The organism is Shinella zoogloeoides (assembly GCF_033705735.1).
GTDB lineage: Bacteria > Pseudomonadota > Alphaproteobacteria > Rhizobiales > Rhizobiaceae > Shinella > Shinella zoogloeoides_A.
Window position 1 is genome coordinate 3,297,501 of the sequence record NZ_CP131130.1, and the last position, 20,912, is coordinate 3,318,412.

Genomic DNA, 20,912 nt, shown 5'->3' on the forward strand with positions numbered 1-20,912 from the left:
TGGTAGGCTTGAAGCAGGGACGCCAGTTTCTGTGGAGCCATCCTTGAAATACCACCCTTATCGTCATGGATGTCTAACCGCGGTCCGTTATCCGGATCCGGGACCGTGTATGGTGGGTAGTTTGACTGGGGCGGTCGCCTCCGAAAGAGTAACGGAGGCGCGCGATGGTGGGCTCAGACCGGTCGGAAATCGGTCGTCGAGTGCAATGGCATAAGCCCGCCTGACTGCGAGACTGACAAGTCGAGCAGAGACGAAAGTCGGTCATAGTGATCCGGTGGTCCCGCGTGGAAGGGCCATCGCTCAACGGATAAAAGGTACGCCGGGGATAACAGGCTGATGACCCCCAAGAGTCCATATCGACGGGGTTGTTTGGCACCTCGATGTCGGCTCATCGCATCCTGGGGCTGGAGCAGGTCCCAAGGGTTTGGCTGTTCGCCAATTAAAGCGGTACGTGAGCTGGGTTCAGAACGTCGTGAGACAGTTCGGTCCCTATCTGCCGTGGGTGTAGGAGGATATTGACAGGATCTGTCCCTAGTACGAGAGGACCGGGATGGACATATCTCTGGTGGACCTGTTGTCCTGCCAAGGGCATAGCAGGGTAGCTATATATGGAATGGATAACCGCTGAAGGCATCTAAGCGGGAAACCAACCTGAAAACGAGTATTCCCTTGAGAGCCGTGGAAGACGACCACGTTGATAGGCCGGGTGTGGAAGCGCAGCAATGTGTGAAGCTTACCGGTACTAATAGCTCGATTGGCTTGATCGTTCTCATTGTTCATGCTCATCGGCCCTTTAAAAAGGGCGATGAAGCCAGACGTGTTCACAAAAATAAGACAAACGAAGGCTAAGCCTTCTACCAGCTTCTCAAAAGATTGCCCTTAGCCGACCTGGTGGTTATGGCGGGGTGGCTGCACCCGTTCCCATTCCGAACACGGCCGTGAAACGCCCCAGCGCCAATGGTACTTCGTCTTAAGACGCGGGAGAGTAGGTCGCTGCCAGGTCTGCTAAAGGCAATCAAATCTTCTCAAAACAATCCTCGGCCCAAGCCGAAATCGGGCCGCCCTCAAAGCGGCCCTTTTGCATGCAAAAACATAACGCGGGGTGGAGCAGCCCGGTAGCTCGTCAGGCTCATAACCTGAAGGCCGCAGGTTCAAATCCTGCCCCCGCAACCAATATCAAAAGCCCCGATGACAGAAATGTCTCGGGGCTTTTGGCGTTGCCCACATCAGACCCCAGCCGACCACAGCCTCGATATCGGTAGACGTGCGTGAGGCCGCCAGCTGAAGTGCGCTTTCGTCGTCCCAATTCAGTGACAACGTCATTATGACGCTATTGATATGAAGCGATCCGGATTGATGATTTGACTGTTATGTGAGTTCCGCGCTTCCCTGTGGATCACAGGGAGGATGGCGATTTGCGCGCGAGCGCGCGTTCCGCATCGCCCGCAGAACAGAAAGCAAGGCACGACAATGACATTCAAACCCTCCCCCTGGCCGCGCAAGCTGCGTTCGCAGGAGTGGTACGGCGGCACCTCGCGCGACAACATCTATCACCGCGGCTGGCTGAAGAACCAGGGTTACCCGCACGACCTGTTCGACGGGCGCCCGGTGATCGGCATCCTCAACACCTGGTCGGATCTCACTCCCTGTAACGGCCACCTGCGCGAGCTTGCCGAGAAGGTGAAGGCGGGCGTCTGGGAGGCGGGTGGCTTCCCGCTGGAGGTTCCGGTTTTCTCGGCCTCGGAAAACACCTACCGGCCGACGGCCATGATGTACCGCAACCTCGCCGCGCTCGCGGTGGAGGAGACGATGCGCGCCCAGCCGATCGACGGCGCGGTGCTGCTCGTCGGCTGTGACAAGACCACGCCCTCGCTTCTGATGGGTGCGGCCTCCACCGACATCCCTTCCATCGTCGTCACCGGCGGGCCGATGCTGAACGGCTGGTTCCGCGGTGAGCGCGTCGGTTCGGGCACGGCGCTCTGGCAGATGTCGGAGGCCATCAAGGCCGGCACGATGAGCAAGGAGGACTTTCTCGAGGCCGAGCAGGCGATGAGCCGCTCGTCGGGCACCTGCAACACGATGGGCACGGCCTCCACCATGGCCTCCATGGCGGAAGCCCTCGGCATGGCGCTTTCCGGCAATGCCGCTATCCCCGCCGTCGACAGCCGCCGACGCGTGATGGCGCAGCTCACCGGTCGGAGAATCGTGCAGATGGTCAAGGACGACCTGAAACCCTCCGACATCCTCACCCGCGAAGCCTTCGAGAACGCCATCCGCACCAACGGCGCCATCGGCGGCTCGACCAATGCCGTCGTGCACCTCCTGGCGCTCGCCGGCCGTGTCGGTATCGATCTGACGCTCGACGACTGGGACCGCCTCGGCCGCGACGTGCCGACCATCGTCAACCTCATGCCGTCGGGCAAGTACCTCATGGAGGAGTTCTTCTATGCGGGCGGTCTGCCGGTGGTGCTGAAGCGCCTCGGTGAGGCGGGTCTCCTCCATAAGGAGGCGCTCACCGTTTCCGGCGAGAAGATCTGGGACGAGGTCAAGGACGTCACCAACTGGAACGAGGATGTCATCCTGCCGACGGAGAAGGCGCTGGCGCAAGCCGGCGGTATCGCCGTTCTCAAGGGCAACCTCGCGCCGAAGGGTGCGGTGCTGAAGCCCTCCGCCGCCACCCCCTCGCTGATGGTGCATCGCGGCCGCGCGGTGGTCTTCGAGGATATCGACGACTACAAGCGCAAGATCAACGATCCCGATCTCGACATCGACGAGACCTGCGTGATGGTGCTGAAGAACTGTGGTCCGCGCGGTTATCCGGGCATGGCCGAGGTCGGCAATATGGGCCTGCCGCCCAAGGTGCTGAAGAAGGGCATTACCGACATGGTGCGCATTTCCGATGCACGCATGTCCGGCACTGCCTATGGCACCGTCGTGCTGCACACCAGCCCGGAAGCCGCCGCCGGTGGGCCGCTCGCCATCGTGCGCGACGGGGATTTCATCGAGCTCGACGTGCCCAACCGGCGCCTGCATCTCGATGTGCCGGAGGGTGAGATCGAGCGCCGCCTTGCCGAATGGAAGAGCCCGGTCGAGCGCCCCGCGAGCGGCTACGGCATGCTCTACCATGACCACGTCACCGGGGCCGATACCGGCGCCGACTTCGATTTCCTGCGCGGCGCCCGCGGCAATGCCGTGCCGAAGGATTCGCACTGACCGGCCGGGCGATCCTGTAGGATCGCCCTTTGCCAATGCGGCGGCCACCTCCACCGGCCGCCGCCCCGTTGCAAGCTTTTCGAAGTCGCGTTTTCCCCGCCTTCCGCCGCCCTCCTATACTCGTCCCGAACCGACAGGACTGGAGCCGGACGAAATGGACGCGACCGAAAACCTCAACCTTCCCTATATCCTGCCCGCGCAGGCGCAGAAGCACGTCACCCATAACGAGGCGATCAAGGCGCTGGATGCGATCCTGCATCTCGCTGTCCTGAGCCGCACGCTTTCGAGCCCGCCGGCAAGCCCGGCGGGCGGCGAGCGCTATCTCGTGCCGGCGGGTGCGACGGGCGCCTGGACCGGCCAGGCGAAGGCGGTCGCCGCCTGGCAGGACGATGCCTGGACCTTCTATCCGCCGCGCGCCGGCTGGCTTGCCTATGTCCTCGACGAGAATGTCATGCTGGCCTTCAAGGACGGCGACTGGGCGCCCGCCGGCTTCGATATCGTGCTGCCCGACCGGATCGGCATCAACGCGACGGCGGATGCGACGAACCGGCTGGCCGTCGCCGCGCCGGCCTCCCTCTTCACCAACGAGGGCGCGGGGCACCAGATCAAGGTCAACAAGGCCAGTGCCGGCGATACGGCCTCGCTGCTCTTCCAGACGGGCTGGTCCGGCCGCGCCGAGATGGGGCTTGCCGGCAGCGATGCCTTCCGCGTCAAGGTGAGCGCGGACGGTGCGTCCTTCGTGGATGCCATGGTGGCGGACCCGGCGACCGGGCGCGTCCGCTTTCCCGCGGGCGTGGAAGGCTTTCGCCCGCAGCTTTCCGCAAGCCGCACCTATTACGTCGCGCCCGGCGGCAGCGACGGCAATGACGGCCTGACGCCCGGCACGCCCTTCGCCACCCTGCAGAAGGCGGTGGACGCGGCGCACGCGCTCGATTGCGCCAGCCATGACGTCAGCATCCAGCTTGCCGACGGCAGTTACGCCGGGGCGATGGTCGCCCGGCCGCTCCTCGGCGGCGGCACGCTCTTCATCAAGGGCAACGAGACGACGCCGGCCTCCGTGGTCTTCACGGGCGGCCTCGTCTTTTCCAACGGCGCGCAGGTCCGCGTCTCCGGCATCCGCATCGCCATCGCGACGGACCTCGTGCACGGGCTTTCCGTCGGCAACGGCGTCACCCTTCGGCTCGGCAAGATGGAATTCGGTGCGATCGGGGCGAATGCCGATCACATCTTCTCCGACAATCCGTGCAGGATCGTGCTGGAGGAGAATTACACCATCAACGGCGGTGCGCGCCGGCACATGAACATCGGCGCCGGCCTTCTCACCGGGGAGGGGCGCACCTTCACGCTGACCGGCACCCCCGCCTTCACCCAGTTCGTCGCGGCCCGCAATGCCGGCATCGTGTCGCTGTCGAGCCCGGTGATCGTCGGCAGCGCCACCGGCAGCCGCTACCTTGCCGAGACCAACGGCGTCGTCAACACCTTCGGCAAGGCGGCGACCTTCCTGCCCGGCTCGACGGCGGGCACCACCCCCTCCGGCGGCATCTATGCCTGACGGCACCGACGCGGCGGCTCTTGCATAGGGGCCGCCGGTCTGGTTATGACAGGCCATGTCGCTCGAATCCGTCCGCACCTTCTTCGCCCGGAATGCTCCCGATATCGACGTGCTCGTCACCGAGCAGAGCTCGGCGACCGTGCCGCTCGCCGCCGAGGCGCATGGCGTCGAACCCGCGCAGATCGCCAAGACGATCTGCCTGCGTGTCGGCGAGGAGATCGTGCTCATCGTCGCGGCCGGCACGGCGCGGCTGAGCAACCGCAAGTTCAAGGACCGTTTTTCCGCGAAGCCCCGCATGCTCGGCGCGGAAGAGGTGGTGTCGGCGACCTCCCACCCGGTCGGCGGCGTCTGCCCCTTCGGCCTTCCCTCGGCGCTTCTGGTCTATTGCGATGTGTCGCTGCGCGCCTTCGACGAGGTGGTGCCGGCAGCCGGTGCGACCAATGCGGCGGTTCGCATCGCGCCGGACCGCATGGCGGGTCTCGTCGGCGGGCAATGGGTCGATGTCTGCGATTGAGGCGGTGGCGGGCGCCGCCCGCCGTGAAAGAGTTTCGCTAAAATCCGGGGAAATCCCCGGCTGGCGCGGTTGCACGGGAAATCGCAATATAACGAAGCTGTGATCACCGGTGGCCCGTCTCTTGCGGACCGCCGTGCACAGGCGCGGAAGGAGCCGCGAACGGGCTGCTGGAGGAGCATCTGGCCCGGATCTATCGCACGGCGACGCGACCTGCGTCCGCCAGGGGGAGAAAATATGTTTGAAAAGCTTTTCAAGCTGAGTGAGCACGGCACGTCGGTTCGCACCGAAGTGATCGCGGGTCTGACGACCTTCCTCACCATGTCCTATATCATCTTCGTCAACCCGGACATCCTGTCGACGACGGGCATGGACCGGGACGCCGTCTTTGTCGCGACCTGTCTTGCCGCGGCGCTCGGCTCCATGGTCATGGCGCTCGTCGCCAACTGGCCGATCGGCATGGCGCCCGGCATGGGCCTCAACGCCTTCTTCGCCTTCACCGTCGTGGCGGCGCTCGGCTTCACCTGGCAGCAGGCGCTCGGCGCGGTCTTCATCTCCGGCACCATCTTCGTCATCCTCACGGTGACGGGCGTGCGAAGCTGGCTGATCGAGGGCATCCCGCATTCGCTGAGAAGCGCGATTGCCGCCGGTATCGGCCTCTTCCTCGGCATCATCGCTCTGAAGAGCTCCGGCATCGTCGTCGACAACCCGGCGACCCTCGTCGGCCTCGGCGACCTCAAGCAGACCGGCCCGCTTCTGGCGATCCTCGGCTTCTTCGTCATCGCCGTGCTCGATGCGCTGCGCGTTCGCGGCGCCATCCTCATCGGCATCCTCGTCGTGACGGTCCTCTCCTGGATCTTCGGCGTCAGCGAGTTCCGCGGCATCGTCTCGGCTCCGCCGTCGATCCTGCCGACCTTCCTGCAGCTCGACATCGTCGGCGCGCTGCATGGCGGCCTGCTGCATGTCATCCTCGTCTTCGTGCTGGTCGAGGTCTTCGACGCGACGGGCACGCTGATCGGCGTCGCCAAGCGCGCCGGCCTCATCCAGGAAGGCCAGAAGAGCCGTCTCGGCCGCGCGCTTCTCGCGGACAGCACGGCCATCGTCGCCGGCTCGCTGATGGGCACGAGCAGCACCACCGCCTATGTCGAGAGCGCCTCGGGCGTCCAGGCCGGCGGCCGCACGGGCCTCACCGCCTTCGTCGTCGCCATCCTGTTCCTCGCCGCTCTCTTCATCTCGCCGCTCGCTGCCTCCGTGCCGAGCTACGCGACGGCTCCGGCGCTGCTCTACGTCGCCGGCCTGATGATCCGCGAACTGACGGAAGTCGACTGGGAAGAACTGACGGAAGCGGTTCCGGCCGCGCTCACCGCGCTCGCCATGCCCTTCACCTATTCCATCGCCAACGGCCTTGCCTTCGGCTTCGTCAGCTATGTCGTGCTGAAGCTCTTCACCGGTCAGTGGCGCCAGATTCACCCGGCAACCGCCATCGTCGCCATCCTCTTCGTCATCCGCTTCGCTTTCTTCGCGGAATAGGAAGGGACGCATAAGACGGGAAAGGGCCGCGCGACGAGCGCGGCCCTTTTCGTTTGGGATGTAAGGATAGAAAGATCGCCAGGAGCGGCGATCTCGCCGCACCGTCCTCCGCGCTCTGCACCTGCCCGCCCACCTCCCGTCCGTCATGGTCGGGTTTAACCCGACCACCCACCCCCCGCTCGCGGGTGGGTTCTCGGCCCAAGGCCGAGCATGACGTTGATGGGTAAAGGTCCCCGAACACGAAAGGGCCACGCTCGTCGCGCAGCCCGTTCCTTCATGGTTCACAAAATCCGGATACGAAAAAGCCGGCCCGTGGAGGCGGGCCGGCAGATCCGTGAGGCCGGTGGAAGTCTCAGCGGATCAGAAACGCTTCCTCGTAGAAATGCTCCTCGAGGTTGACGCCTTCGCCGCCGCGGTCGACCACGGCGAAGTCGGAGGGCTTGTCGAGCGGGGTCAGGATGCCGTGCCAGACGTTCCGGCCGATATTGACGCCCTGGCCCGGCGCGGTGCGGAAGGCGATCGGCTCGGCCGGGCCGTTCTCCGTCTCCTCGGCGACGACCACCAGGAAGGTGCTGTCGCTAAGCGGAATGAAGGCCTGGCTGCCGAGCGGATGCCGCTCGACCATGTTGAGTTCCAGCGGCAGCGGATAGGGCTCGCCGCGCAGGAGGCTGATCATCGGCCGCGCCTTCTCGCCGGTCGTCTCGATATGCGCAAGGTCGTGGTAGCGCACGCACTTGCCCGCATTGATCGGGAAATTGTGGGCGCCGTCCTGTTCGATGACCTGGCCGAAAGGCGCGAAAGCCTCGCGGGTCAGCGGTTTGATCTCGATGGTCTTCATGGATTTCCTCCCTCGGCCGGAATGGCCGGATACGCTTGCCGGCGACAGGCCGTGCTGGTGAACGTTGCGGCGGGACAGGGTGGGGAGGCTCCCCGTCTCGCCAAGGTTTATCATATTCCGCTCAGGCGGGAAGCAGCGCCTTCAGCCGGAGCAGGGCGATCCGCTCCACCTGGCGGCAGGCGGTGGCGAATTCGGTGTCGCGGTCGTTCGCGATGCGCTTTTCGAAGGCCGCAAGGATGCTCGCCTTCGTGTTGTCGCGCACCGCGATGATGAACGGGAAACCGAATTTCATGACATAGCGCTCGTTGAGTTCGGTGAAGCGTGTCCGCTCCTCGTCCGTCAGCGCGTCGAGGCCGGCGGAGGCCTGCTCCTCCGTCGAGCTTGCCGTCAGGCGCCTGGCCTCAGCCAGCTTGCCGGCAAGGTCCGGGTGGGCGACGAGGACGCCGAGCCGCTGCTCGTCGCTCGCCGCGCGGAACTGGAAGGTGAGCGCGGCGGCAAGGCCGACGGCCGTGTCGTTCGCCGGCGAGAGCTCGTCCGCCCATGCCCGGCGGGCCACCCAGTCGGAATGCTCGAAGATGCCGCCGAAGCGCTCGACGAAGGCCTCCTCGCTCATCTGCGACGGCCGCTCGGCGGGCAGGCGCGGCGGATGGGTCTTCGCCCAGTGCTCGGCGATGTCGACGCGCCGGGCGATCCAGACCTTCTCGTGGCTCCTGACGTAGTCGATGAAGCGGGCGAGCGCCATGACGCGGCCGGGCCGACCGATCAGGCGGCAATGCAGGCCGATGCTCATCATCTTCGGACTGCCCGACGTGCCTTCGGCATAGAGCGCGTCGAACGAATCCTTCAGGTAGCTGAAGAACTGGTCGCCGGAATTGAAGCCCTGCGGCGTGGCGAAGCGCATGTCGTTGGCATCGAGCGTATAGGGAATGATCAGCTGCTGCCGGCCGCCATGTTCGTACCAGTAGGGCAGGTCGTCCGAATAGGTGTCGGAGATATAGTCGAAGCCGCCGGCCTCGGTGACGAGATCGACCGTGTTGACCGAACAGCGGCCCGTATACCAGCCGCGCGGTCGCTCGCCGGTGACGAGCGTGTGCAGGCGGATCGCCTCGGCGATGGCCTCGCGCTCCTCCTCCGGCTTCATGTCCTTGTGCTCGACCCATTTCAGGCCGTGCGAGGCGATTTCCCAGCCGGCCTCGAGCATCGCGGCGACCTGGGCGGGCGAGCGCCGGAGGGCGGTCGCGACGCCATAGACCGTCACGGGAACGCTCTTTTCCGTCAGCAGCCGGTGCAGGCGCCAGAAGCCGGCGCGGGCGCCGTATTCGTAGATCGATTCCATGTTCCAGTGGCGCTGGCCGGGCCATTGCGCGGCCCCGACGATCTCGGAGAGGAACGCTTCGGATGCCGCATCGCCATGCAGCACGCAGTTCTCCCCACCCTCTTCGTAATTCAGCACGAACTGAACGGCGACGCGCGCTTCGCCCGGCCATGCGGCCTTTGGCGGGGTCTCTCCGTATCCGTGCATGTCACGGCGATATCGCATGGAACGCTCCTCCAAACGTTTTCGATGGCGCATGTCTAACCCGAAAATCGCGTGTGCCATTCCCCCGGAAAATTTGAAAGTCTCGAACGATCTTTCTGCTTTTCAGTGGAAACGGGCTGGCGGATAGTGATTGCAGGCGCATTGTGCTCGGGAGGAAAACATGCAGTCTCATTCGCACGGAGCCGGCCGGCTCACGACCCACGTTCTGGATACCGCCCGCGGCAAGCCGGCGGAGGGTCTGCGCATCGATCTCTACCGGGTCGAAGGCGATGTGTTCCGCCACCTCAAGACCACCGAGACGAACGATGACGGCCGCTGCGACGCGCCGCTGCTGTCGGGCGAGACGATGAAGGCCGGCACCTACGAGCTGCGCTTCCATGCCGGCGACTATCTCGGCCGCACGGGCGACGGCCCGCTCTTCCTCGACATCATCCCAATCCGCTTCGGCCTTGCCGACGAGGGCGCGCATTACCATGTACCGCTTCTCGTCTCGCCCTTCAGCTATTCCACCTACCGCGGGAGCTAAACCATGGCGGCCGTGACGATCCGCTCGGAATTGCGTTTCATCCTCAATGGCAAGGACGTGTCCCTGCGCGACGTCGCGCCGGACCAGACCCTGCTCGACTGGCTGCGCCTCTCCCGCCTGCTGAAAGGCACGAAGGAAGGCTGCGCCGAAGGCGACTGCGGCGCCTGCACCGTGCTGGTGGGACGCCTGACGCCGGAAGGCGGGCTCGTCTATGAGGGCGTCAATGCCTGCATCCGCTTCCTCGGCTCGCTGGACGGCTGTCATGTCGTGACGGTCGAGCATCTGGCCGCCGCCGACGGGCGCCTCCATCCCGTGCAGCAGGCCATGGTGGATTATCACGGCTCGCAATGCGGCTTCTGCACGCCGGGCTTCGTCATGTCGCTCTATGCGCTCTGGATGACGACGCCGAACCCGAGCGACCGCGAGATCGAGACGGCCCTGCAAGGCAATCTCTGTCGCTGCACCGGCTACGAGCCGATCCTGCGCGCCGCTCGCGCCATCTCGTCCTATGGCGGCACGGACAAGGATCCGCTGCTGGCCGAGCGCGAGACCATGATCGCCCGCCTCAAGGACCTGCGCGACGGCGCCCGCGTCGAGATCGGCGAGGGCAAGCACCGCTTCGTCGTTCCCGCCGGCCTCGACGACTTCGCCGCCGTGCTGGAGGCCTCGCCGAACGCGACGGTCGTCGCCGGCTCCACCGATGTCGGCCTCTGGGTGACGAAGCACATGCGCGACATCGCGCCTGCGGTCTTCATCGCCGGCCTCGATGAGCTGAAATCCATCACGGTGAAGGACGGCACGGTCTCCATCGGCGCCGGCGTCACCTATAGCGAGGCGGTCTCGGTCCTCGCGCAGCATATTCCGGTGCTGGAGCCCCTGATCCACCGCATCGGCGGTCAGCAGGTGCGCAACATGGGTACGATCGGCGGCAACATCGCCAACGGCTCGCCCATCGGCGATACGCCCCCCGCGCTCATCGCGCTCGGCAGCACGCTGACCTTGCGCAAGGGCGCCGAACGGCGCACCATCTCCCTGCAGGACTTCTTCATCGCCTATGGCAAGCAGGACCGCCAGCCGGGCGAATTCGTCGAGGCCGTGCATGTGCCGGTGCCTGCGGCCTCCGAGAAGGTGGCCATCTACAAGGTGACCAAGCGCCGCGACGAGGACATTACCGCGACGCTCGGCGCCTTCCGTCTGGCGCTTGCCGACGACGGCACGGTGGCGGCGATCACGATCGCCTATGGCGGCATGGCGGCGACGCCGAAGCGCGCCTTCGCCGTTGAGGCCGCGCTCCTTGGGAAGCCCTGGACCGAGGCGACCGTGGAAGCGGCCATGGAAAAATACGCGGAAGACTACGCGCCGCTGACCGACATGCGTGCGACCGCCGAATATCGTGCGCTGGCGGCGAGAAACCTGCTTCTGCGGTTCTTCGTGGAAACCACATCCGGCGCGGCGAGCGCGCAGGTGCAACGATACGAGGCAGCGTGAGCCATGAACAAGCATACGACCGACCTCAAGGCCGAGAAGATCACCGGCGGCGTGCATTCCAGCCCCCGCCATGACTCCGCCCACAAGCATGTCGCCGGCACCGCCGTCTATATCGACGACATCACCGAGCCCGCCGGCACGCTGCATGGCGGCCTCGGCCTCTCCACCGTCGCCCATGGCGTCCTGAAATCCGTCGACCTCTCGGCGGTGCGCGCCGCCCCCGGCGTCGTCGCGGTGCTGACGCACGAGGACATTCCCGGCGTCAACGACATCTCGCCCTCGGGCATGCATGACGATCCGGTGCTTGCCGCCGGCAAGGTGGAGTTCCACGGCCAGCCGATCTTCTGCGTGATCGCCGAGACGCGCGAGGAAGCCCGCCGCGCCGCCCGGCTCGCGAAGATCGAATATGAGGAACTGCCGGCCGATATCGACATCTGGGATCTCGACCAGTCCACCCACCGCCAGGTCTTTCCGCCGCTGACGCTGAAGCGCGGCGATGCGGCCACCGCGCTCGACGGCGCCCCGCGCCGCGTGAAGGGCCGCATGCGGCTCGGCGGGCAGGACCATTTCTATCTCGAAGGCCAGGTCTCGCTCGCCGTACCGGGCGAGGACGACGAGGTCATGGTCCATTGCTCGACCCAGGGGCCGAGCGAGACGCAGCACATGATCGCCCATGCGCTCGGCGTGCCGAGCCATGCCGTGGCGGTGGAAGTGCGCCGCATGGGCGGCGGCTTCGGCGGCAAGGAAACGCAGGCGAACCAGTGCGCGGCGCTCGCCGCCATCGCCGCCAAGAAGCTGAACCGCGCCGTGAAGGTACGGCTCGACCGCGACGAGGACATGGTCGCCACCGGCAAGCGGCACGACTTCGCCATCGACTACGATGTCGGCTTCGACGAGGAGGGCCGCATCCTCGCCGTGGACTATACCTTCGCGCTTCGTGCCGGCTTTTCGGCCGACCTGTCCGGCCCGGTGGGCGACCGGGCGCTGTTCCACTGCGACAACGCCTATTTCTTCCCGCATGTCCATGCCAAGACGGCGCTGCTGCATACCAACACGGTCTCGAACACCGCCTTCCGCGGCTTTGGCGGCCCGCAGGGCATGGTGGGCGCCGAGCGCGTCATCGACGAGGTGGCCTTCGCCGTCGGCAAGGACCCGCTCGAGATCCGCAAGCTGAATTTCTACGACGAGATCGGCGTCGAGGGCACCCGCAACCTCACGCCCTATCACCAGAAGGTCGAGGACTGCATCATCCAGCGCATCGTCGCCGAGCTGGAGCAGAGCGCCGACTATGCCGGCCGCCGCAAGGCGATCGCCGAATTCAACGCCGGGAGCCGCATCGTCAAGCGCGGCATCGCGCTGACACCGGTCAAGTTCGGCATCTCCTTCACCAAAACCGAATCCAACCAGGCCGGCGCGCTGGTGCATGTCTATACGGACGGCTCCGTGCACATGAACCATGGCGGCACGGAAATGGGCCAGGGCCTGCATCTGAAGGTGGCGCAGGTCGTGGCGGAAGAGTTCCAGATCGATCTCGACCGGGTGAAGATCACCGCGACGACCACCGCCAAGGTGCCCAACACCTCGCCGACCGCCGCCTCCTCGGGCGCCGACCTCAACGGCATGGCGGCGCAGAATGCCGCCCGCCAGATCAAGGACCGGCTGATCGATTTTGCCGCGGAAAGCCATCAGGTCCCGCGCGACCAGGTCGTCTTCCTGCCCAACCGGGTGCGCATCGGCAATGCCGAGATCGCCTTCAACGATCTGGTCAAGCAGGCCTATATGGCGCGCGTCCAGCTCTCGGCGGCCGGCTTCTACAAGACGCCGAAGATCCACTGGGACCGCTCCAAGGGCCGCGGCCACGCCTTCTACTACTACGCCTATGGCGCGGCCTGCTCCGAAGTGTCCGTCGATACGCTGACCGGCGAATATGTCGTCGAGCGCACCGATATCCTGCACGATACCGGCCGCTCGCTGAACCGGATCATCGACATCGGTCAGGTCGAGGGCGGCTTCATCCAGGGCATGGGCTGGCTGACGACGGAGGAATTGTGGTGGGACGGCAAGGGGCGGCTGCGTACCCACGCGCCCTCCACCTACAAGATCCCGCTCGCCTCGGACCGCCCGAAGATCTTCAACGTGGCGCTTACCGACTGGTCGGAAGCCTACGAGCCGACGATCCACCGCTCCAAGGCGGTCGGCGAACCGCCGCTGCCGCTGGGTCTTTCCGTGCTGCATGCCCTGTCGGATGCGGTGGCGAGCGTGGCGGATCACAAGGTCTGCCCGAAGCTCGATGCTCCCGCGACGCCCGAGCGCGTGCTGATGGCCATCGAGCGGCTGAAAGCCGGTAAAAAGGGGTGAAACGATGCCTGTCGCGCGCGAAGATATCAGGGATTTCCTTCGCCGCGAGCGAGCGGTCATCCTTGTCGAGGTGACGGGAGCCGCGGGCTCCACGCCGCGCGACACCGATGCCTGGATGCTCGTCTCCGAGCGGGCGATCTTCGCGACGATCGGCGGCGGGCAGCTTGAATACATGGCCATCGACCAGGCAAGGCGGGCGCTGCGCTCCGGCCTTGCCGCCGAGCCGATGAACGTGCCGCTCGGCCCGGAGATCGGCCAGTGCTGCGGCGGCAGGGTCGGCCTTGCTTTCACCGCGGTCGGGCCTTCGCTGGCAAGCGACCTCGTCGCCCGCAGCGAGCGGGAAATGGCGGCGCGCCCGCATGTCTATGTCTTCGGCGCGGGCCATGTCGGCGATGCGCTCGCCATGGCGCTCTCGCTCGCGCCGCTGCGCGTCATCCTCGTGGATACGCGGGAGGACGAGCTGATGGCCTCCACGGTGCCGCGCATCGAGACGTGCCTCACCCCCATGCCCGAGGCCGTGGTGCGCGATGCGCCCGCCGGCAGCAGCTTCGTGATCCTCACCCATGACCACGCGCTCGATTTCCTCATCGCCGCCGAGGCGCTGAGGCGCACGGATGCCGCCTATGTCGGCATGATCGGCTCGAAGACGAAGCGTGCCACCTTCCGCAACTGGCTGTCGCGCGAAAGCGGTTCGCCCGGCCTCTTCGAAAAGCTCGTCTGCCCCATCGGCGGCACCGCCCTCAAGGACAAGCGCCCCGCCGTCATCGCCACGCTTGCCGCCGCCGAGATCATGACGGCCGCGCTGTCATGGACTGCGGAGCAGGTGAAGGCTGCCGAAACGTTCAGTCGATAGTTTCCTCGAGCGCCGCCGGCTCCTCGTCGAGCAGCCTGCCGATCAGCCGCTGACAGCGCTCGGCCATGAAGTCGATCATCAGGCGGACCTTCGGGTCCTGGAAGCGCTTGTGCGGGTAGATCGCGGCGAGCTGCACGGAGGCGGGCGGGCTGTCCTTCAGGATTTCGATGAGCCTTCCGTCCTTCAGGTGGCTGTTCACCTCGAAGCGCGGCTTGTTGATGATGCCGCGGTCCTCCAGCGCCCATTGGGTGAGCACGTCGCCGTCGTCGCTGTCATAGGGGCCGGCGACCTCGAACTTGCGCGGGCCTTCGGGCGTCACCAGCGTCCAGAAATATTCCTTCGAGCCGGGATAGCGCAGCAGGAGACAGTCGTGCTTGTCGGTGATTAACGCGTCTGCATTCGCGGGCATGCCGCGGCGCGCCAGATAGGCGGGCGAGGCGCAGAGCACGCGCTCGCATTTGAGGATGCCGCGCATGCGCAGGTTCGAATCCTCCAGCACGCCGAGCTTGAAGGCGACATCCACGCCCTCGGCGAGGATGTCGACATTGTGGTCCGACAGGCGCACGCGCACCTCGATGTCGGGATACTTGTCGTGGAATTCGGGAATGCCCGAGGCGATGAGCCGGCGGCCGATGCCGAGCGGAGCGGTGATGCGCAGCGACCCCTTGGGGTTGCGCGAAAGGTCCGCGATGGCCGCTTCCGCCTCGTTCACCGCCTCGATGATCTTCACCGCGCCCTCGTAGAAGACGCGGCCGTGCTCGGTCGGCGAGAGCTTGCGCGTGGTGCGGTTGAAGAGGCGCACGCCGAGATGGCGCTCCAGCTCCTTGATGCGATTGCTGGCGACCGCAGGGGTGACGCGCTGGTCGCGCCCTGCCGCGGAAAGCGTACCGAGTTCGACCACGCGAACGAAGACGCGTACATTATCGAGATAGGACATGGCCCTTTCTACCACATCGGCGTATGGAGCAAAGTGGGCTTCATCTTTTAGTTTTTTTTGAAAGTGTTGGTGATTCACCGGGATTTCCGGGAAAATCACTTGATGGCAAACAAGCCCATGGAAAATGGGAGGAGGTCCCTATGTACGAATACGCCATTGCCTGGGACTGGGTCATGTTCGCCGTCCGCTGGCTGCACGTCATCACGGCGATCGCCTGGATCGGCTCGTCATTCTATTTCGTCGCCCTCGACCTGGGCCTGAAGAAGCATCCCGATCTGCCGCCGGGCGCCCATGGTGAGGAATGGCAGGTCCATGGCGGTGGCTTCTACCACATCCAGAAGTATCTCGTCGCGCCGGCCAAGATGCCCGAGCACCTCGTCTGGTTCAAATGGGAAAGCTACGCCACCTGGCTCTCCGGCTTCGGCATGCTCTGTCTCGTCTATTACGCGGGCGCCGACCTCTACCTCATCGATCCGAACGTGCTGAACGTTTCCAAGCCGGTGGCGATCGCCATCTCGCTCGGCTCGCTCGGCTTCGGCTGGATCATGTACGACCTGATCTGCAAGTCGCCCTTCGGTAACGACAACACGCGGCTCATGGTGGCGCTCTATTTCATCCTGGTCGTCGTCGCCTGGGGCTATACGCAGCTCTTCACGGGCCGCGCGGCGTTCCTGCATCTCGGCGCCTTCACGGCGACGATCATGTCGGCGAACGTCTTCTTCATCATCATGCCGAACCAGCGCATCGTCGTCGCCGACCTCATCGCCGGCCGCACGCCCGATCCGAAATACGGCAAGATCGCCAAGCAGCGCTCCACGCACAACAACTACCTGACGCTGCCGGTGCTGTTCCTCATGCTGTCGAACCACTATCCGCTGGCTTTCGGCACGCAGTTCAACTGGATCATCGCCTCGCTCGTCTTCCTGATGGGCGTCACCATCCGCCATTACTTCAACACCCGCCACGCCAATGCCGGCAACCCGACCTGGACCTGGCTCGCCACGGCCCTGCTCTTCGTCGCCATCATGTGGCTCTCCACGGTGCCGAAGATTCTGACGGGCGAGACGGCCGACGCGAAGGTTTCCGCGACCGCGCAGCCCTTCATGACGGCGGAAGCCTTCCCGAAGGTGCGCGACACGGTGCTCGGCCGCTGCTCCATGTGCCATGCCAAGGAGCCCGGCTGGGAAGGCCTGATCGCGCCGCCGAAGGGCGTGGTTCTCGAAACGGACCACGATATCGCCAACCACGCGCGTGAAATCTACCTGCAGGCCGGCCGCTCGCATGCCATGCCGCCGGCAAACGTCACGCAGGTCTCCGACGAGGAGCGCAAGCTCTTCGTCGCCTGGTACGAAAGCGCCGTCAGCGGGGAGAAGACGCAATGAGCGATCTCCTGATCCGCGGACGGGTGCTGACCTTCGTCGCCGAGCCGCAGGGCATCGACGACACGGCTGCCTACCGCTACTTCGAGGACGGTGCCGTCCTCGTGCGTGGCGGGAAGGTGGTGGACACGGGCGATCATGCTGTCATCAGCAAACTCGCCGGCGCGGATGTCGAGGTGGCCGATCACCGGCCGAACCTCGTTCTGCCGGGCCTTATCGATACGCATCTGCACTTCCCGCAGACCCAGGCCATCGCTTCCTACGGTGCGCAGCTTCTCGAATGGCTGAACACCTACATCTTCGTCGAGGAGCAGAAATTCGCCGACGCCGCCCATGCGGGCGCCGTGGCGGACCGCTTCTTCGACGAGCTTCTGTCGAACGGCACCACCACCGCCGTTGCCTATTGCTCGGTGCATCCCGAGAGCGTCGACGCCTATTTCTCGGCGGCCGAGGCGCGCGGCATGCGCATGGTCGGCGGCAAGGTGATGATGGACCGCAACGCGCCCGACGCGCTGCGAGACACGCCGCAGAAGGGCTATGACGAGACGAAGGCGCTGATCGGGAAATGGCACGGCCGCGGCCGCGCGCATTATGCGATCAGCCCGCGCTTCGCCATCACCTCGACGCCGGAGCAGATGGAGATGAGCCAGGCGCTCGTCGCCGAAAATCCGACCTGCTATGTCCAGACCCACCTTTCGGAAAACCACGACGAGATCGCCTTCGCGACCTCGCTCTATCCGGACGCCAAGGACTATACGGACATCTACGCCCGCTATGGTCTCCTGAACGAGCGCATGCTGCTCGGCCATTGCATCCATCTCAGCGACCGGGAAATCGGCGTGCTCGCCGAGACCGGCAGCGTCGGCGTCTTCTGCCCGACGTCGAACCTCTTCCTGGGGTCCGGCCTCTTCGACCGCGACCGTTTCGACAAGGCCGGCGCGCGCTGGTCGGTGGCGACGGATGTCGGCGCGGGCACCAGCTTCTCCATGCTGGAGACGATGGACGAGGCCTACAAGGTGCTGCACCTTCGCGGCCAGAAGCTGACGCCGTTCAATTCCTTCTACCGCATGACGCTCGGCAATGCCCGCGCGCTCGGGCTGGAGAAGCATATCGGCTCGCTCCATGCCGGGGCGGATGCGGATATCGTCGTGCTCGATTCGAGCGCCAAGACGGCGATGGAATACCGCATGCGCACGGCGAAATCGCTACTGGAGGAGCTCTTCATCCTCCAGACCATGGGCGACGACCGCTGCGTTGCCGAAGTCTATGTCGCCGGCAAGGCGATGAAGGGCAAGGGCGCAAAGCGCGCGGCGGCCGCAAGCCGTCTGCTCGAAACGGCCTGACCGCAGGCCATCGCCGAGCATATCCACGCCGCCGCATTCGAGAGGATGCGGCGGCGTTTCATTTGGTCCCGAGCCGTCCGCCCATCGCCCGCGTCACGCCCTCCGCCGCCGCGCGAACCACGGGGCCGAAGGCGTCCACCTTGCTGTCGGGAAGCCGCACCGCCGGGCCGGACACCGAGATGCCGGCAACCGCCTCGCCATATTCGTCGAAGATCGGCGCCGCCACGCAGCGCATGCCGAGCGTGTGCTCCTCGTCGTCGATCGACCAGCCGCGGGCGCGGATCCTGCCGATATCCTCCAGCAACGTCGGGATCGTATCGCGGGTCTTGTCGGTGAAATGCTGCAGCGTGCGGCCGGTAAGCAGCGCTTCGATCCGGGCGTCGGGCCAGGTCGAGAGAATCGCCTTGCCGATGCCGGAAGCATGGATCGGCCCGCGCCGGCCGGGGCGGAAGAAGGCGCGCATCGGCGCATGGCTTTCGACCTGCGAGATGAAGACGACGTCGCCGTCATCCTCGATGGCGATATTGGCGGTCTCGCCGCAGCCCTCCATCAATTGCTTGAGGAACGGCCGGCTGATCGTGCCGAGCTTGCGGAAGCGCAGATAGGCGGTGCCGATCTCGAAGGCCTTGACGCCGATCGTCCACGCGCCGGTCTCCCCGTCATGCGTCACCATGCCGTGCTGGGCGAGCGAGGTGAGCAGCCGGTGCACGGTGGAGGGCGCCATGCCGGAAGCGTCCGCAAGGTCCGTCAGCGCCGCGCCGTCGGCTGCCGCCACCAGATCGAGCAGCTTCAGGCTCCGGTCGAGCACCTGCACCGAGGACGGCGCCGCATTTTCCGCCGGCTTCCGGCCGGGCCGTCCGCGCGTCTTTTCCTGATGCTCTGCCATGATGGTCTTCTCCTGCCTGCCTTGCCATTCCCATAGCCGGCCCGGAGCGATTGTTCCAGTTTCGTTGAAAATGTTTATTTCCGTATAATGGGATTGATTTCCATTTTATGATTGCGCCGAAACGCGGATGCGCTACCTTCCTTCTCGAGAGACGGAGGAAAACCCATGGCTAAAATGCGTGCTGTCGATGCGGCGGTGCTGGTTCTGGAGAAGGAAGGCATCGATTGTGCCTTCGGCGTTCCGGGCGCTGCGATCAATCCCTTCTATTCGGCGCTGAAGGCGCGCGGCTCGGTCCGCCACATCCTGGCCCGCCATGTCGAGGGCGCAAGCCACATGGCCGAAGGCTATACCCGTGCCCGTGCCGGCAATATCGGCCTTTGCATCGGCACGTCCGGCCCCGCCGGCACTGACATGATCACCGGCCTCTATTCGGCTTCCGCCGATTCGATCCCGATCCTCTGCATCACTGGCCAGGCGCCGCGCGCCCGCCTCGACAAGGAAGACTTCCAGGCGGTCGACATCGCCAAGATCGCTGCGCCCGTCACCAAATGGGCCGTCACGGTCATGGAGCCGGGCCTCGTGCCTTACGTCTTCCAGAAGGCGTTCCATACGATGCGCTCCGGCCGCCCCGGCCCGGTCCTCATCGACCTGCCGATCGATGTCCAGCTTGCGGAGATCGAGTTCGATATCGATGCATACGAGCCTCTGACGCCCTACAAGCCGGCCGCGACCCGCGCCCAGGCCGAGAAGGCGCTCACCATGCTCAATGAATCCGAGCGCCCGCTGCTCGTCGCCGGCGGCGGCATCATCAATGCGGATGCCTCGGACCTTCTGGTCGAGCTTGCGGAAATCACCGGCGTTCCCGTCATCCCGACCCTGATGGGCTGGGGCGTCATCCCGGACGATCACCCGCTGATGGCCGGCATGTGCGGCCTGCAGACCTCGCACCGCTACGGCAATGCCACGCTGCTTGCCTCGGACTTCGTCTTCGGCATCGGCAACCGCTGGGCAAACCGCCACACCGGCAATATCCCGACCTATACGGAAGGCCGCAAGTTCATCCACGTCGACATCGAGCCGACGCAGATTGGCCGCGTCTTCACGCCGGATTTCGGCATCGTCTCCGATGCCGGCGCCGCCCTGCAAGTCTTCGTCGAGGTCGCCACGGAATGGAAGGCGGCGGGCAAGCTGCGCGACTGGTCCGGCTGGGCCGGCGAATGCCGCGAGCGCAAGCGCACCATGCTGCGCAAGACCCATTTCGACCAGATGCCGCTGAAGCCCCAGCGCGTCTACGAGGAGATGAACAAGGCCTTCGACCGCGACACCTGCTACGTCTCGACCATCGGCCTCAGCCAGATCGCCGGCGCGCAGTTCCTGCATGTCTACAAGCCGCGCAACTGGATCAATTGCGGCCAGGCCGGCCCGCTCGGCTGGACGCTGCCGGCAGCGCTCGGCGTGCGCGCCGCCGACCCGGACCGTCCGATCGTCGCGCTGTCGGGTGACTACGACTTCCAGTTCCTCATCGAGGAGCTTGCGGTCGGCGCCCAGCACAAGCTGCCCTACCTGCATGTGGTCGTGAACAACTCGTATCTCGGCCTCATCCGGCAGGCCCAGCGCGGCTTCAACATGGACTTCGAAGTCTCGCTCGCCTTCGACAACATCAACGCGAATGCCGACTCGGAAGCCGGCTACGGCGTCGATCACGTCGCGGTCGCCGAAGGCCTCGGCTGCAAGGCGATCCGTGTCCGCAGCGCCAACGAGTTCCAGGAAGCCTTCAACACGGCGCAGAAGCTGATGAAGGAGCATCAGGTTCCCGTCGTCATCGAGTTCATCCTCGAGCGCGTCACGAATATCGCCATGGGCGCCGATATCAACGCTGTCGTCGAGTTCGAGGAACTGGCAGAACGCGGCGAGGATGCGCCGACGGCAACGCTGGCCGCCCTGCTGGATTGAGTTAG

15 protein-coding genes, 1 tRNA gene and 2 rRNA genes (1 of these 18 only partly in view) are annotated in these 20,912 nt (G+C 65.3%); 14 read left to right on the forward strand and 4 right to left on the reverse strand.

The genetic code is table 11. The features are described 5' to 3' along the window. The 7 genes from ShzoTeo12_RS16255 to ShzoTeo12_RS16285 form a co-directional block, all read left to right on the forward strand. Positions 1-767, forward strand: a 23S ribosomal RNA gene (locus tag ShzoTeo12_RS16255); it begins 2,030 nt to the left of the window's first position. Between the two features lie 120 nt (positions 768-887). Continuing rightward, positions 888-1,002, forward strand: a 5S ribosomal RNA gene (gene rrf / locus ShzoTeo12_RS16260). Between the two features lie 94 nt (positions 1,003-1,096). Continuing rightward, positions 1,097-1,173: transfer RNA gene (locus ShzoTeo12_RS16265), tRNA-Met, on the forward strand. Positions 1,174-1,470: 297 nt separating this feature from the next. Continuing rightward, positions 1,471-3,213 carry an L-arabinonate dehydratase gene (gene araD, locus ShzoTeo12_RS16270; protein ID WP_318910421.1) on the forward strand — a complete coding sequence of 581 codons (1,743 nt, stop codon included), beginning with the start codon at positions 1,471-1,473 and terminating at the stop codon, positions 3,211-3,213. Positions 3,214-3,367: 154 nt separating this feature from the next. Continuing rightward, positions 3,368-4,765, forward strand: a complete 1,398-nt coding sequence (locus tag ShzoTeo12_RS16275) for a DUF2793 domain-containing protein (RefSeq protein WP_318910422.1) — start codon at positions 3,368-3,370, stop codon at positions 4,763-4,765. Positions 4,766-4,820: 55 nt separating this feature from the next. Next, the gene (locus ShzoTeo12_RS16280) at positions 4,821-5,279 is read left to right on the forward strand and encodes a YbaK/EbsC family protein (protein ID WP_318910424.1); all 459 of its coding nucleotides are present in this window, start codon (positions 4,821-4,823) and stop codon (positions 5,277-5,279) included. Between the two features lie 234 nt (positions 5,280-5,513). Continuing rightward, the gene (locus tag ShzoTeo12_RS16285) at positions 5,514-6,806 is read left to right on the forward strand and encodes an NCS2 family permease (protein ID WP_119257195.1); all 1,293 of its coding nucleotides are present in this window, start codon (positions 5,514-5,516) and stop codon (positions 6,804-6,806) included. A gap of 352 nt (positions 6,807-7,158) precedes the next feature. Here the strand turns inward: ShzoTeo12_RS16285 and ShzoTeo12_RS16290 are convergent, their stop codons facing one another. Both ShzoTeo12_RS16290 and puuE read right to left on the reverse strand, forming a co-directional pair. Further along, on the reverse strand, positions 7,159-7,644 hold the full coding sequence (locus tag ShzoTeo12_RS16290; protein ID WP_318910425.1) for an ureidoglycolate lyase: 486 nt from the start codon (positions 7,642-7,644) through the stop codon (positions 7,159-7,161). 121 nt (positions 7,645-7,765) lie between these two features. Next, complete coding sequence (gene puuE, locus ShzoTeo12_RS16295; protein ID WP_318910426.1) at positions 7,766-9,184, reverse strand: allantoinase PuuE; 1,419 nt, start codon at positions 9,182-9,184, stop codon at positions 7,766-7,768. Positions 9,185-9,344: 160 nt separating this feature from the next. Here puuE and uraH point away from each other — a divergent pair, with 160 nt between their 5' ends. The 4 genes from uraH to xdhC are packed head-to-tail and all read left to right on the forward strand — an operon-like array spanning position 9,345 to position 14,409. Then, positions 9,345-9,710: a hydroxyisourate hydrolase gene (gene uraH / locus ShzoTeo12_RS16300; RefSeq protein WP_318910427.1), complete on the forward strand. Its 366-nt coding sequence runs from the start codon at positions 9,345-9,347 to the stop codon at positions 9,708-9,710. A gap of 3 nt (positions 9,711-9,713) precedes the next feature. Continuing rightward, the gene (gene xdhA / locus ShzoTeo12_RS16305) at positions 9,714-11,198 is read left to right on the forward strand and encodes a xanthine dehydrogenase small subunit (RefSeq protein ID WP_318910428.1); all 1,485 of its coding nucleotides are present in this window, start codon (positions 9,714-9,716) and stop codon (positions 11,196-11,198) included. A 3-nt stretch (positions 11,199-11,201) separates the two neighbouring features. After that, positions 11,202-13,556 carry a xanthine dehydrogenase molybdopterin binding subunit gene (xdhB, locus tag ShzoTeo12_RS16310; protein WP_318910429.1) on the forward strand — a complete coding sequence of 785 codons (2,355 nt, stop codon included), beginning with the start codon at positions 11,202-11,204 and terminating at the stop codon, positions 13,554-13,556. Between the two features lie 4 nt (positions 13,557-13,560). Further along, a complete protein-coding gene (xdhC, locus tag ShzoTeo12_RS16315; protein ID WP_119257201.1) occupies positions 13,561-14,409 on the forward strand; it encodes a xanthine dehydrogenase accessory protein XdhC in 849 nt (282 codons plus the stop codon). Here the strand turns inward: xdhC and ShzoTeo12_RS16320 are convergent. Beyond that, positions 14,399-15,346: a LysR family transcriptional regulator gene (locus tag ShzoTeo12_RS16320; protein WP_318910431.1), complete on the reverse strand. Its 948-nt coding sequence runs from the start codon at positions 15,344-15,346 to the stop codon at positions 14,399-14,401. The genes xdhC and ShzoTeo12_RS16320 overlap by 11 nt on opposite strands. Positions 15,347-15,486: 140 nt before the next feature. Here ShzoTeo12_RS16320 and ShzoTeo12_RS16325 point away from each other — a divergent pair, with 140 nt between their 5' ends. Then, positions 15,487-16,728, forward strand: a complete 1,242-nt coding sequence (locus ShzoTeo12_RS16325; protein ID WP_119257203.1) for a urate hydroxylase PuuD — start codon at positions 15,487-15,489, stop codon at positions 16,726-16,728. Continuing rightward, positions 16,725-18,068: a guanine deaminase gene (gene guaD, locus ShzoTeo12_RS16330; protein WP_318910432.1), complete on the forward strand. Its 1,344-nt coding sequence runs from the start codon at positions 16,725-16,727 to the stop codon at positions 18,066-18,068. The genes ShzoTeo12_RS16325 and guaD overlap by 4 nt, the downstream gene beginning before the upstream one ends. 58 nt (positions 18,069-18,126) lie before the next feature. On the opposite strand, the gene bhcR is transcribed toward guaD, so the two are convergent. Further along, complete coding sequence (gene bhcR / locus ShzoTeo12_RS16335) at positions 18,127-18,954, reverse strand: HTH-type transcriptional regulator BhcR (protein ID WP_119257205.1); 828 nt, start codon at positions 18,952-18,954, stop codon at positions 18,127-18,129. A 165-nt stretch (positions 18,955-19,119) separates the two neighbouring features. On the opposite strand from bhcR, the gene gcl reads away from it, so the two are divergent. Continuing rightward, the gene (gene gcl / locus ShzoTeo12_RS16340; protein ID WP_318910433.1) at positions 19,120-20,907 is read left to right on the forward strand and encodes a glyoxylate carboligase; all 1,788 of its coding nucleotides are present in this window, start codon (positions 19,120-19,122) and stop codon (positions 20,905-20,907) included. Positions 20,908-20,912: the final 5 nt, after the last annotated feature.

Excerpts from the sequence above, each read along its gene's own strand:
- araD (WP_318910421.1), top strand. The coding sequence starts at position 1,471 with ATGACATTCAAACCCTCCCCCTGGCCGCGCAAGCTGCGTTCGCAGGAG.
- ShzoTeo12_RS16275 (WP_318910422.1), top strand. The coding sequence starts at position 3,368 with ATGGACGCGACCGAAAACCTCAACCTTCCCTATATCCTGCCCGCGCAG.
- ShzoTeo12_RS16280 (WP_318910424.1), top strand. The coding sequence starts at position 4,821 with ATGTCGCTCGAATCCGTCCGCACCTTCTTCGCCCGGAATGCTCCCGAT.
- ShzoTeo12_RS16285 (WP_119257195.1), top strand. The coding sequence starts at position 5,514 with ATGTTTGAAAAGCTTTTCAAGCTGAGTGAGCACGGCACGTCGGTTCGC.
- ShzoTeo12_RS16290 (WP_318910425.1), bottom strand. The coding sequence starts at position 7,644 with ATGAAGACCATCGAGATCAAACCGCTGACCCGCGAGGCTTTCGCGCCT.
- puuE (WP_318910426.1), bottom strand. The coding sequence starts at position 9,184 with ATGCGATATCGCCGTGACATGCACGGATACGGAGAGACCCCGCCAAAG.
- uraH (WP_318910427.1), top strand. The coding sequence starts at position 9,345 with ATGCAGTCTCATTCGCACGGAGCCGGCCGGCTCACGACCCACGTTCTG.
- xdhA (WP_318910428.1), top strand. The coding sequence starts at position 9,714 with ATGGCGGCCGTGACGATCCGCTCGGAATTGCGTTTCATCCTCAATGGC.
- xdhB (WP_318910429.1), top strand. The coding sequence starts at position 11,202 with ATGAACAAGCATACGACCGACCTCAAGGCCGAGAAGATCACCGGCGGC.
- xdhC (WP_119257201.1), top strand. The coding sequence starts at position 13,561 with ATGCCTGTCGCGCGCGAAGATATCAGGGATTTCCTTCGCCGCGAGCGA.
- ShzoTeo12_RS16320 (WP_318910431.1), bottom strand. The coding sequence starts at position 15,346 with ATGTCCTATCTCGATAATGTACGCGTCTTCGTTCGCGTGGTCGAACTC.
- ShzoTeo12_RS16325 (WP_119257203.1), top strand. The coding sequence starts at position 15,487 with ATGTACGAATACGCCATTGCCTGGGACTGGGTCATGTTCGCCGTCCGC.
- guaD (WP_318910432.1), top strand. The coding sequence starts at position 16,725 with ATGAGCGATCTCCTGATCCGCGGACGGGTGCTGACCTTCGTCGCCGAG.
- bhcR (WP_119257205.1), bottom strand. The coding sequence starts at position 18,954 with ATGGCAGAGCATCAGGAAAAGACGCGCGGACGGCCCGGCCGGAAGCCG.
- gcl (WP_318910433.1), top strand. The coding sequence starts at position 19,120 with ATGGCTAAAATGCGTGCTGTCGATGCGGCGGTGCTGGTTCTGGAGAAG.